The 12,418-nt window shown below is 42.2% G+C and carries 15 protein-coding genes; 6 read left to right on the top strand and 9 right to left on the bottom strand.

All coding sequences use genetic code 11. The annotated features are described in order from the left end of the window. Position 1 precedes the first annotated feature (1 nt). A complete protein-coding gene (locus Xsto_RS14105; RefSeq protein WP_244590404.1) occupies positions 2–577 on the bottom strand; it encodes an HK97 family phage prohead protease in 576 nt (191 codons plus the stop codon). A 14-nt stretch (positions 578–591) separates the two neighbouring features. After that, positions 592–1,746 carry a phage major capsid protein gene (locus Xsto_RS14100; RefSeq protein WP_099125444.1) on the bottom strand — a complete coding sequence of 385 codons (1,155 nt, stop codon included), beginning with the start codon at positions 1,744–1,746 and terminating at the stop codon, positions 592–594. 410 nt (positions 1,747–2,156) lie between these two features. Here Xsto_RS14100 and Xsto_RS14095 point away from each other — a divergent pair, with 410 nt between their 5' ends. After that, the gene (locus Xsto_RS14095; protein WP_099125443.1) at positions 2,157–2,654 is read left to right on the top strand and encodes a hypothetical protein; all 498 of its coding nucleotides are present in this window, start codon (positions 2,157–2,159) and stop codon (positions 2,652–2,654) included. A gap of 190 nt (positions 2,655–2,844) precedes the next feature. Here Xsto_RS14095 and Xsto_RS14090 read toward each other — a convergent pair whose 3' ends face one another. The 4 genes from Xsto_RS14090 to Xsto_RS22475 all read right to left on the bottom strand — a co-directional run bounded on the left by Xsto_RS14090 (position 2,845) and on the right by Xsto_RS22475 (position 6,048). Next, complete coding sequence (locus tag Xsto_RS14090; RefSeq protein WP_099125442.1) at positions 2,845–3,039, bottom strand: hypothetical protein; 195 nt, start codon at positions 3,037–3,039, stop codon at positions 2,845–2,847. Positions 3,040–3,219: 180 nt separating this feature from the next. Next, positions 3,220–5,517 (bottom strand): DUF5906 domain-containing protein, encoded by a 2,298-nt coding sequence (locus tag Xsto_RS14085; RefSeq protein ID WP_099125441.1) that lies wholly within the window; start codon positions 5,515–5,517, stop codon positions 3,220–3,222. A gap of 2 nt (positions 5,518–5,519) precedes the next feature. Further along, entirely contained in the window at positions 5,520–5,930 is a 411-nt protein-coding gene (locus Xsto_RS14080; protein ID WP_099125440.1) for a hypothetical protein, read from the bottom strand. Continuing rightward, a complete protein-coding gene (locus tag Xsto_RS22475; protein ID WP_256376545.1) occupies positions 5,923–6,048 on the bottom strand; it encodes a hypothetical protein in 126 nt (41 codons plus the stop codon). Before Xsto_RS22475 ends, Xsto_RS14080 begins: the two co-directional genes overlap by 8 nt. A 193-nt stretch (positions 6,049–6,241) precedes the next feature. On the opposite strand from Xsto_RS22475, the gene Xsto_RS14070 reads away from it, so the two are divergent. Further along, entirely contained in the window at positions 6,242–6,421 is a 180-nt protein-coding gene (locus tag Xsto_RS14070; protein WP_099122890.1) for a YlcI/YnfO family protein, read from the top strand. Positions 6,422–6,598: 177 nt separating this feature from the next. Here the strand turns inward: Xsto_RS14070 and Xsto_RS14065 are convergent, their stop codons facing one another. After that, positions 6,599–6,877, bottom strand: a complete 279-nt coding sequence (locus Xsto_RS14065; RefSeq protein WP_211284322.1) for a helix-turn-helix transcriptional regulator — start codon at positions 6,875–6,877, stop codon at positions 6,599–6,601. 133 nt (positions 6,878–7,010) lie between these two features. After that, positions 7,011–8,228 carry a tyrosine-type recombinase/integrase gene (locus Xsto_RS14060; RefSeq protein WP_099125437.1) on the bottom strand — a complete coding sequence of 406 codons (1,218 nt, stop codon included), beginning with the start codon at positions 8,226–8,228 and terminating at the stop codon, positions 7,011–7,013. Between the two features lie 320 nt (positions 8,229–8,548). Here Xsto_RS14060 and Xsto_RS14055 point away from each other — a divergent pair, with 320 nt between their 5' ends. Continuing rightward, complete coding sequence (locus Xsto_RS14055; RefSeq protein WP_099110548.1) at positions 8,549–8,971, top strand: GNAT family acetyltransferase; 423 nt, start codon at positions 8,549–8,551, stop codon at positions 8,969–8,971. Positions 8,972–8,998: 27 nt separating this feature from the next. On the opposite strand, the gene Xsto_RS14050 is transcribed toward Xsto_RS14055, so the two are convergent. After that, a complete protein-coding gene (locus Xsto_RS14050; protein ID WP_141554514.1) occupies positions 8,999–9,451 on the bottom strand; it encodes a hypothetical protein in 453 nt (150 codons plus the stop codon). 210 nt (positions 9,452–9,661) lie between these two features. On the opposite strand from Xsto_RS14050, the gene Xsto_RS14045 reads away from it, so the two are divergent. The 3 genes from Xsto_RS14045 (at position 9,662) to cysW (ending at position 12,412) form a co-directional block, all read left to right on the top strand. Continuing rightward, positions 9,662–10,288 (top strand): RpoE-regulated lipoprotein, encoded by a 627-nt coding sequence (locus Xsto_RS14045; RefSeq protein ID WP_099125435.1) that lies wholly within the window; start codon positions 9,662–9,664, stop codon positions 10,286–10,288. A 442-nt stretch (positions 10,289–10,730) separates the two neighbouring features. After that, positions 10,731–11,564, top strand: a complete 834-nt coding sequence (gene cysT, locus Xsto_RS14040) for a sulfate/thiosulfate ABC transporter permease CysT (protein WP_099125434.1) — start codon at positions 10,731–10,733, stop codon at positions 11,562–11,564. Continuing rightward, entirely contained in the window at positions 11,564–12,412 is an 849-nt protein-coding gene (gene cysW / locus Xsto_RS14035; RefSeq protein WP_099125433.1) for a sulfate/thiosulfate ABC transporter permease CysW, read from the top strand. The genes cysT and cysW overlap by 1 nt, the downstream gene beginning before the upstream one ends. The last annotated feature ends 6 nt before the right edge of the window (positions 12,413–12,418 follow it).

Genomic DNA, 12,418 nt, shown 5'->3' with positions numbered 1-12,418 from the left:
ATTACACCTCAGACAGTTGCAGCCAGTAATGACGCAAATCCGGATTACTGAGCTTAACCGCATTGAGTGAGCGTTTGGCAATTTCTACGCCACTATCAGGATAAGCGGGTAAGCTGGTGATCGTGATTTCCCGAAGTTCTGCTTCCAGAACGGTTCTGATATAAGGCTCTTGACCTATACCCCACTGATCTTTGATTGTCCTGAATCCGAAGCTCATTCCGGCAATATCACCACGTTCAACCAATGTCAGCACATCGCGGCCTAATTGGGTATCTGGCGGGGTTAACTCGAAACGTAATCCGGTGGTATCTTCGCTAAGTTGCAATGTACCGGACGTAGTGCGGCCTAACAGGTTCATATGATCATGCTCATACAGTGCTCTGATATCTGCACCCGCTGCTAAGCTGGCACTAAACGCATTCGGGGCGAATTGTTCGACAAACTCATCCCACAAGACTTGTGATCGGCTGTTCCACTTAATCACGTAGCCTGTCAGTTTCTTATCACTGGCAGAAAGTGATGCCGTTCTTAATTCAATATCATTCATTCGATAGACTCCAAGACTACGAAGGGGCATCGTACCCCTTGTCGTTAACCCGCTTTCATGCCTTTGATTTCCAGCACTTTGATTGCGTTGGAATCCACCAGCCCACCGCCCAGATATTTATCGGTATGTACCTTATAGAACCCCGGTTCGGTGATATTATCAGGACGGGTACGGATGCCCGTTTGATGGTCAACAATGAAGTAACCGCGTTTGAAGTCACCCAGAGCAATGATGTTATCTGGCATAAATTCGAGATAGTGGACAGGCAAACCCAGCAACATATCAGGATCACCCGCTTGTAGACGTTCGCGCCAGATGTAATCCCCGCTGCCATTTTTCAGCTTCTGTACGTTGGCGGCTGTTGTCGAATTCATCACCCATACGGCGTTTTTGCGGTATTTGTTTTTGAGTAAGAATTTCAGGTCAATCAGGCTATCGGCTTCAAGGCTAGTTGCTTCCAGCTTTTGTAGTGTACCGAACGCACGTACCTTGTCAGTTTGGGTGTCACGGGGATAAGACAGAAAGCCTTTTGCTTTCTTACTGCCGTCACCACTCACGAGATCGGTTTCTTCGGTATCAACAAAGGTGTCAGCGATTTCTGAGGCTAACCAGCCCAGAATATCGACATCGCTAAAATCGATGATTTCTTGGGTAGTCTTAGGATAGGCATAGATAGGAAACAGCTTGATACTGACTTCTTCCATCTTCGGTGTCGCCGTCTCACTGCGTATCTTGCCTTCTTCTCCGTGGACTACGGCTGCGCCACCGACCGAAACAAGCTGTTTATATTCGTTGCTGCGTGTGGTCTTCATCGTACAAATCCGGCGCATGACCGACTCATCAGCTAGTTGCTGCATGATCTGCCTGTTCAGTTCCGGGATAACGGTATAGCCGCCGTCTGAGGGGATGTTTGTAGACAAGGAACGGGCTTCGCCAGTCAGGATATAGTGGCGCAGTTCATCATTGCTGAGTGTTTTATTGGCGGGCTGGTTCTTGGCCTGATTGCGTTCTTCATCCGATAAAGCCTCATAACGGGCTATTTCTGTATTCAGCGCATCAGACTGAGTGCGCAGCTCGTCGAACTGTTTGGCTTCATCGGGATTCAGTGAGCGTTTTTCATCTTCGGCTTTGGTCAGCAGCGAACGCATTTGTTGGGTTAAATCGGCTTTTTGTTGGCGCAATTCGAGTAACTTTTTCATGATGTTTTTAATATTCCGTTTTTCAGTAAAAGATATTTAACAACATGAAAAATAATAAAAAATACCTCTAAGCAAAAGGTCTAAACAAGGGGAAACATGAGGGCGGAATATTTACAAATCTTTGCGTTTCGTGGGTGGTGTGGGTATGCGATATTTACGAAGGGTGTAGATTAGACTTCAGTGTTCAGCCCCCAGAGAATTCAGTGTGTAATTTGAAAAAGAAGGCTGTAGAGGTTGAATTGAGTGAGCAAGTGAAACGGATGGAGTAAATTCGTTGATGAATATGCTGATATATTTAAGTCCTCAGTATCTTTCCTGTCTTGAAAAGCAAGGATGGATAAGATGCATATAGTAGATAAGCTAACTAACCGATCTCACTGTTGCGTAGGCATATTTTTTTGGGGGGGCATATGACTTGTAGAGTCCAGCTTATAGGCATATATCCAGACGCACATATGTACATCACATCAACCTTTTATGATGGATATGCAATAAACGAATTCACTGTTGCTTGCCATGGCGTGGCGGATGGTCTTTTGATAGATGGAAATATCTGGCCTCCTGATGCAGTGGCTGAATGTATTCAGTCATGCACAACCGTTTATCCATTGCATAAAATCCATATAATTGCCTGTAACTCAGCGAATCATGATATCGCCTCTACCGCCGCAAAAATATCATCAATAATACGGGATACTGAAGTTAAGGGATATGTAGGCTCAGTTTATATTAATTTCAGGCATGAGGACGTTTATCAAAATTATTTAGCTAGTGGGAATAATTCCGCTTCTATTGAAAGATATCTTGAAAGAACTGCTGTAACCGGTCGAATACATACAAATAATGTTAATAATTATTACTGTATAGTATTCAAAAATGGCATAATGGAAAGGTGGAGAAGTATTTGAAAGCTGAATCAGTCGAAGCGGAATTTTCTGTTAGTTAACGGAAAAATCGAAAAATAACTGTACCATCTGTACCACTTGTAATATTTTACTTTTATATCAATTAATTAAGGTGATACAGATAGGGGGGTAACTGTTAATAACTGTCCATATCTGTACCATTGAGATTAAAACTCCTGCCTTAAATCTATGCCTAAATCTGTCGGCTCAATGAACCTTTGCAGACCACGCAGGGTAATATCAACTCACAGGGATCTTCTTTGTGGTTCTGGATTTCAACCACAGCCCATGCAACCACCAGATCGCTATCACCATCATCAAACCAGACGCGCCATTTTCCCGTTGTAGGGGATACTGCTTTAACTGCATAAAAAGGGGTAGACATCATAATGAGTACCTCCTGCCAGAGAAGGAAAGGTTTCTTTCTGGCTGGCTTCCTCTCTTTAATAGGTACAGTTGTGGTACAGATATGGCACAGATATTTAAATAACTGTACTAACTCAATACATTGATAAATATATGTTTATTGTTAACTGGTACAGATATCACAGTTATTTTCTGTTTTAGCTTAGAAAGCATCATTTACCCCCATACCTATCATTTGAGCAAAACGTACTCTCAATTCGTTGACACTGGGTAACTCATAAACAATACCTATTCCCCGGCCTCGCCTGCCTGAGCTATCAAGCCCCATCTTAACCATTGTGCTACCGACCCGCCGACGAGCAGCAGGCTCTGTTTCTTCCTCGTTGTTTTCCCTGCACCACAGTAAATAGCTGTCTATCAGTTCACTGACAGGAATTCTTGCCATGCCCCGAAATGGTTCGTCTTTAGATAATTCAGCATATAGGTACGCATATAGGCCAGTCAGACCGAACAGAATTTCTTCCTTAAGTGCATCGGTCTGCGGTGCGCGGTGGCGGTCAAATTGTGAGATATCGTAATGCAGCAGATAGTGAAGTAACTTAGATGCTCCGTTATCATTCAGCCATTGATAAAGATTATCGAAATAGGCTTTATCCTGTGCCTTCGTTCCGTCTGGCTCAAGTACCAGATAACGCCGCTCTCTGATACCCGCTTTCAATGCCTGAGTGCTGTTACTGGCAAAAATCAGACGCGAAAAGTTCACCATAGGCTCAGCATCTATACCTTTACGCTCAAGGTTAAACGTGGGTTCACTAATGATCCCGCGCAACTTTTCTCCGTCACTGGCTTTTGCTACCGTGGCCTCGTCTGCAAAAACCAGCAATTTGTTTGCCATCATTGAATTGAACTTATTGGTGATCTGTTCAGCGCCGTTCACTTGTACACCGTATTGCCCCAGTATTTCAAGTAATGGCTTGGCTAATGTCCCTTTACCCGTTCCCGGAACGGACTTCATCGCAATAGCCACAGAGGGTTTTTCATCTGGCCTCTGGAACAAATGCGCCAACCATGAAAGTACATACTGGTAAGCGCGTTCGTCACCTGCGCAAATCACCTGTTTGATATGGTTAAGGAAGGTATCGCAATCGCCCTCCATCGGTTCAACCGCCAGCCCCATAAACAGGTTATATACGCTGTCCGGGCATCTTTTAGGCTCAGGGTAAAAGCCCACACCATTGGGTTTATAGTTCTTACCTTTCCATTTCAGCCACGCATCCCCTAGTGATAGCTTTTTAGCGATCCGCCCTTCATGCAGAAAGTAATTCTTAAACTGGGTCAGTTCCTCGAAAACATGCGTGACCCCATTCACCTGACACGGCTTTAAGCTGACAACCCGATGTTTACCCCCGATGGTGATATGCGTGTAGGTTTTGTTCATTTTCTCCAGCAAAGCTAATTCCGCGCCCGTAATGACTTCACCGCTACCCAGCTCATACATATCAAGTTCCGCCCCTACATAATACTGATACAACCCTTCACTGAATGCCTGCTTTGCTGCCTCAATACCGTGCTGCTGGCGATAATCGTCCCAATCGGCTTTTAATGCCGTAGGCGGTAGTGTGACCCAGCCGTTAATCGCTTTAGCGGCTTTCTCTGCCGCTATCTTGCCAACATTCTTTTTTAGTCTGCCGTTTTTGTCCCGCTCTTCCGGTTCGTGCCAGTCATTATCAGCAGCAAGGATGATTTTTGCGTCTGGCCATTGCGCTCTGATCTGCTCGGCAACACTCAGTAAATTGCTTTCATCAATCGCCGCCAGCACAACGCCCTGATATAGCTGGCTGACGGTTAACGCGGTGGCGTAACCCTCGGTAATGATGAACGTGTCCGACATTCCGGTAATCTCGGATACGGAGATAAAACTTCCTTTTTTCTGAGTGCCTGCAACAAGGCGTTTTTCACCGTTTGGCTTGATGGTTTGTCCGCCTGTGATCGTGCCGTCCAGTGCCTGAGTCACCAGCAACAAAGAACCATCTTTCAATAACCGCTGATTGGGGCATTGCAGCCCCTTTTTAGTCAGATACTGAGATTCACCGATGACAGAAGTTGCGACCAGCGCAGCGATGCGCTCTGCAATTGGCTTTACTGTTCGGGGCTGCTCTTTGGTGGACTTGGGTTCAGGTAAAGGAAGTGCCAGCGCATCGGCTACCAACTTAGCGGCAGCAAAGACCGTGATCCCTTTGGTTCTTGCCACTAAATCCAGACCATCACCATGATTCGGCTTATCGCACTGGCGACAATGCCAGTCGCCATGATGGTTATCATCGATAAAGTGAAAACGATCAGTGCCGCCGCATATCGGGCAGGCGCCATGTTTACCCTTTGCCGGAACATCAACACCACAGGCTGGCAATAGGTTTTGCCAGTGATTGATGGCTGATGTTTTCACTGTTCGAATCACATCTAACGGGCGGCTTTTCTGATTATTATTTCCCTGATTCATGATCACTCGTCCTCGCCATTAACTGCTGCATAAAGCGAATAGTAGACTTCCTGATTGATGTCACAGGCCAGCGAAAGCAAATCATGTAATTCTTCCGAACAGTGTTGGCTGGCCTGCTCAAGAATGGCCTCATATAAAGAGATACATAAACCCGCACGAAATGAGGCCTGACCTAATGGATCGGATTTCCTGTATGCAATGCAATTTAATAATTTATTCATCGGTGGCTGCGGAGCATGTTTCAACAGGGCGCGGTGAACCTCCTGATGAATGCCGTGTGCCAATGCAATCAAGTTATTTAAATTGATTTCACAGCGTTCATCTTTGGCTTTTTGGGTAATGAATGTGAAAAGTGAAATACCCAGACCTGCACGATATAGCGCCTGTTTTAGTGAGATAGGTTTATTACTCATAGTATGCCCCCTGACGTAATGCGAAGATCAAAGAGGACATATCAGCCAGCCGCTGAGTGTCGGATGTAATAAGGAATGTAAATTTAAGGCGAGTTTGGTTAGACTGTGTATCAGCCATAGCATTAGCTCCGATAATGTTGTGGTCAGACGCCTCGATAGTGTTAGCGCACTTCGAGGCGTTGCTATTTGTATCACCTGAATAAAGCATGGTGTCAGCCACCATCGTATTTTTAAGTGTCAGCCACGTCAATTCTTTTTTATAAAAATTTTTTGCGTATACTGTCAGCCACCAACTACTAATGGATGCAGATATGGCAACGAAAGCAGTAAACGCAAAGTCAAAAAAATTAGAAGCTCGTGTACCGCATGAGCTTGTTGATTCAATGGAAAAATTTAAAGAAGAAGGCGAAAGCACAGCGCAATTCATAATTTCGGCTATGTCAGGTGAAATCAAACGCCGCCAACGTAAAACCAAAGTATCATCTGAGTAAGAATCATCAATTAACCCTCTTAAAGAGGGTTGTCTCTCAAATTGATGGTTATTAAGTATCAAAGAATTTCTATAACTAATATCTACCATCACACCAACTATTCCCGAAATTAAGCTGCTTTTAGGGTGAATTTGACCGCTGCCAATTAAGGCAGTTAGTTTTTTATGACGTTATTATTTAATTGGTAGATTTGCGGCTATATGGGTTATTCACGTTTTCTACTGTGGGCGGATTACGTACCCAATGCAGTAGATCACTAAGCAACCAAGCACACGAATTGCGGCCTAATGGTTTACGGGCAGGGAAACGACCTTCATTTTCCAGCTTCCATGCTGATGTTCTGGAAATAGAGGTGATGTGCTGGCGTTCTTTTTCACGGATAAGACGATCATAAGGTTCACCATATTCGGAAAGGATAGAGCGACGTTCTTCTGGTGTAGGAGTGCTGTATTGCATGATTATGTTACCCTCACTGTTTAATTGTTTTTGTGAGGGTATTTTACTTAATGGAAATTATTACGAAAGAAAGACACATTTGTTACGTATATATCACAATGATCATGTTCATCATCAAACTCATTAGTTCCCATTATTGAGCTGCTTTTAATATAACCACGTTATCATGATTAGCCGCCAATAGATCTAGCCTCTCGCACCACTGGTTTAAAGCAACTCGTTTCTCTGGTAGGTATTGGCTCTTGTTGTATATCGCCATGACGCCCGGCAAAATATGGCCTAAAAGTTGATCAACAATATGTGGGGCTACTTTCATATCATTTAATTTTGTGGAAAAAGTGCGCCTTAAATCATGCAAAGACCATTTATCTACATGGCCTAATCTTCTCCATATCTTCGTTCCATACTCAGATACTGTTTCGGTGCTTTTAAATTCCCCTAATAGGTAATCACTTTTATTATTTTGATAAACAAGGTTTTCTAAGAATGATTTCATACACTCAGGTATCGGGCGAATAATTCTTTCACCTGTCTTGCTATTTTCTTTTGGGACAGTCCATAGCATAGAATTCAAATTCCATTCTGAACATTTAGATAATCTGATCTCTCTCGTCCGGCAACCAAATACAATCAAAATTTTCAATAAATTATTATAATAGGGCAGGTAGCTTCCTGATCTTATAGATTCCCATAATTGACCAAGTTCATTATCTTCTAAATAACGCTGGCCTTTAGTTTGTTTTTTTCCGACATCAGAAATAGTCAAATCATCCAATACATGGCTAATTGCATATCTTCTTACACGGCAAAATTTTAGAGCTTGTTTGCATAATTGAAGCATCCCGCCAGCAGTCACCGGCGCTTCCTTTTTCATTTTATCAAAGCATTGTAGCCAATATGTTATTTCACAGTCAGATAATGCCATTTCACCAATATAGAGATAAATATGCTTTTCTAATTGGCGAATGAGGGCATCAATATTGGCTCGATTGTCTCTGCCATAGTGTTCAATCCAATACTCAATGGCGTCTTTTACGGTGACTGGTTTTAATGATTCCTGCATCGTTAAATTAAATTGCAGCTTTGGATCTTTACCGGATGCCAACCAGTTACGGCATTTATCCCGCGTTTCACGCGCTTGCTTGAGGGGCATATCAGGATAGCGCCCAATGGTGAGACGATTTAACTTTTTTCCATCAAGTCGGTAGGTAAAGACCCAGCTAATACCACCAACTTTAGAGGCTTTTGCACTCAATCCAGCGCCATCGGCAAAAAATTCAATTTTATTCCTTTCTTTTCCGTGTAGGGTTTTAAGTTTTTTATCACTGAGCTTGTTTAATTCGGCAGCCATGTTCATTAAAGATATTTATATAATTGTTTATACACAGTGTGCTGCAAGAGAGGTAAAACGTCAATAAGCACTGGAACAATATACAGGTAGGTAAATAATTAATCATTTGATTTTAAAATAAAAACAATAATCATAGACAAACATCGAAACATTAAACTAATATATATTAGCTATATTCATTTCTGCTTTCATTCTGGTTAGTTTATGGCTATAGGCAGTATACCTGTTAGTATCAATGAACGCATTTTCATATTGATTCCGAAATGAAAGTAGTGATTATTGACATTAAACTGATTGCTTATTAAACAGGCTGGCTAACTATGGAAATTAGGGTATTTCGGCAAGAAGATTTTGAAGCCGCTATCACGCTTTGGGAGCGTTGTGATCTGATTAATCCCGGTGATGATCCGGAACTCGATATTGAGCGTAAATTAACTCATGATGCTGATTTATTTCTGGTTGCCGAAGTGGCAGGAGAAGTTGTTGGGACTGTAATGGGTGGCTACGATGGGCATCGTGGTCATGCTTATTATTTAGGTGTTCATCCCGAATTCAGAGGGAGAGGCATTGCTAATGCATTGGTTTCCCGTCTTGAGAAAAAATTATTAGCGAGAGGTTGCCCTAGTATTCTAATCATGGTTCCAGAAGAGAATGATGCCACAATTTGTATGTGTGAAAAAATGGAATATGATTATTGGGGGCAGGAACATACTGTATTTAATAAGCGTCTGATTATTGATTAAATATTGAAGGTAAATGGCTGGGAAATATTATGTTGTTCGGCCATGAACCGCCCCTTTATACAAAAAGCTCAATAATTTCCTCGCTGTTTTTTTTATCGCATGATGGAATTTGAATTTATATTTACTTTCTGCAATGAGACTTTTTGATATTAAATAATTTTCACGTTCAATTTCAGGCGTAATCACAACCTGAATTTTTCCATTGCTATCTTTGAAGAAATAATAATGATATTTAATTGGTGATTCAGGTTTTTTTATTAAAATCCGCCAGTTGATTAAAGGAAGATTGCAGACTTTATTATCCGTTATATTTTCGGGTGTCTTTTTATTTTTCTGAATTATAATATCTTTTTTTATATCATTTGTCAGATATAGCATTTGAGGTATTGCTGTTTTGATCATATCCCTTGTTGTTACAAAACTGTTTGTTACAGTAGGGATATCTAGAAAATTAATAAATGTTGGGATCATTGCCGCCACCACGCACTTTCACCATTGGTTTATATTTATTCCATGATCCGATATGATATCTACCTATTTGTAAATAATTGCACAATGGATTTATAAAACTGTATTTTTATCTGTCTTTTTTATAGGCCTCTGTATTAAGGAAGTTATTCATTCTTAACTTGCTGTTTTTGAATGATATCAATAATAAGATGTTAGAATAGTCAAAGGTAATGATTTGTAATGAAAAGATATTTTTTATTTAGCCTGTTATTTAAAAAAAGAATTATGGCGTTCAGTGGCCTGATAGGCGGTTCATTGTTATTAACTGCCTGTGCAGGAACATCAGGGTTTTCATGGTCTTCCCTGTCTCCTTTAAATTGGTTTAGTCATACTTTGGAGGTATCTGAACAGGGCGTAGGGAAAGTCAATAAACAGACAGATATGAACTTATCTGTCATTCAGCAGGGGTTGGATAACAGATATCGCCTGCGTAGCGGTATGGAGATGAAAAATGGTCAATTTTTCAGTGTAATACAAGGAATGGAGGGAGATCAGGTCAGAATTGAATTATCGGGTCTGAATAATGGAAAGGTAGCTCATATTATCATTCTGGATGAAGGGATTAAGACCGCTTGGGGAACAAAAATAGGTACATCTTTCTCTACGCTGTATGACAAAGCTTATGGTGCCTGCCAGCGTTCCGACGACATAATAACTGTGCAGCAGGAGATTGTCTGTATTGCTCCCCAAAGCCGAAATATCAGTTATGTATTTACCGGAACATGGAATGGTTCGGAAGAGTTGCTCCCTCCAGATGATGTGCTGAAAACATGGAAAATTTCCCGCATTATCTGGAAAGCCAACTAAAAGATATATCTAATAAATTTCAAATTATTGTGGCGGCAAGGGAGTGCTGCCAATAAAGAGACCATTTGAACGATGGAGGTTATACAGGAAGTATTTTAATCAAGTCAATATTCCGGTCGACAAAATCAGCTCCAGTATGTCAGATGTTAATTCCCTCAGCCCTCAGTTAATAACCCTTTATTTTTTATAGCTTATCTCGTTTCATCATTTCTCATAAAAATTCGGTATATAAAACAGGAGATAGTTAACTATCCTGTTATAAATATTCTGGATACAGTATGGATAACTTATTGTTAAAAACAGTCGTTAAAAAATTCTTGCTGAATAGCTTGATGGGTAAGGTTTGAATGAAGCTTGTGGTCGAGTTACTGAGTAATTCTGATAAAAATTTACTTCAACACTGGGAATGTGTGGGAGCAACTTTGAGAAATGGGTGCCAATAATGTTTGTTGCATCCAGTAAACGAGTATTACCCGGATTTGGGCTGAGTCTGGGTTGTAGCCTGCTTTATACTTGCCTGATCCTGCTACTACCGCTAAGCGCATTGGTCATACAGCTTTCCAGCATGACATGGGAACAATATTGGCAGGTCATTGCGAATCCACAGGTTGTCGCAGCTTATCAGGTAACTTTATTGGCAGCGGCTGTCGCTAGCTTATTCAATATGTTTTTTGGAATGCTAATGGCGTGGATACTTACCCGCTATCGTTTTCCGGGGCGCTACTTGCTTGACGGATTAATGGATTTACCTTTTGCATTGCCGACAGCAGTCGCAGGGCTAACTCTAGCAACTCTATTTTCTACAACCGGATGGTATGGCTTTTGGCTTGCTCATTTTGATATTAAAGTCGCCAATACTTGGCTGGGGATTTCGGTTGCAATGGCATTTACCAGCCTGCCTTTTGTTGTTCGTACCGTTCAGCCGATACTCGAAGAATTAGGGCCTGAATATGAAGAAGCAGCTCAGACATTAGGGGCGAATCGCTGGCAGACTTTTCGGCGGGTGATTCTGCAAGAAGTCTCTCCTGCATTGATAGCAGGCACAGTGCTCTCTTTTACTCGTAGTCTGGGAGAATTCGGCGCAGTTATTTTTATTGCGGGTAATATTGCGTGGCAAACCGAAGTGGCTTCCCTGATGATTTTCGTCCGGTTGCAGGAGTTTGATTATCCCGCGGCCAGCGCAATTGCTTCAGTTATTCTTGCGGTATCACTGTTATTGCTGTTTAGCGTTAACTTATTACAAAGTCGCTTTGGTAAGCGGATCGGGGGACGTTAGTGGCTGATTTCTCTGAATACACGCAGATGATGCGCCCCTCAATAAACTGGGGAAAATGGTTCCTGATTGGGGCGGGAGTGGTTATTTCCATCCTATTTCTGGTCATTCCGATAGCGTGGATTTTTCTGACTGCTTTTTCGCAGGGAATCGATATTCTTACCCAGAATCTTATTGATCCCGATATGCTCCATGCTATTTGGCTAACCGTACTGATCGCACTTATTACTGTTCCTATTAATCTGATTTTTGGCGTAGTCACTGCATGGCTGGTAACCCGCTTCCAATTTCCCGGCAGACAATTGTTGCTGACATTAATTGATATTCCATTCGCCGTTTCACCTGTTGTGGCTGGGTTGCTTTACCTGCTGTTTTACGGTGTTAACGGCTGGATGGGAGAATGGCTGGGAAACTATGACATCCAGTTAATGTTTTCATGGCCGGGTATGGTTCTGGTCACGGTATTTGTTACATGCCCATTCGTTGTCCGTGAATTGGTGCCGGTAATGCTGAGTCAGGGCAGTCAGGAGGATGAAGCGGCAATATTATTAGGTGCTTCTGGCTGGCAAATGTTCTGGCGTGTGACATTGCCGAATATTCGTTGGGCATTGCTGTATGGCATTGTTTTAACTAATGCCCGGGCAATTGGTGAATTTGGTGCGGTATCTGTGGTATCCGGCGCAATCAGAGGGGAAACATACACTTTACCTTTGCAGGTTGAACTGCTTTACCAGGATTACAACACTGTTGGTGCATTTGTGGCGGCGGCTTTATTGGCAGTGATGGCGATTATTACCCTGATTGTCAAAAGTGCTTTGCAGTGGCGTTTGAGTCATTTGAATCGCCAGTAAATAAAG

It is taken from the genome of Xenorhabdus stockiae (assembly GCF_002632825.1).
Classification (GTDB): domain Bacteria; phylum Pseudomonadota; class Gammaproteobacteria; order Enterobacterales; family Enterobacteriaceae; genus Xenorhabdus; species Xenorhabdus stockiae.
Note: the sequence above shows the minus strand (reverse complement) of the source record. Positions and strands in the feature narration are given on the sequence as shown.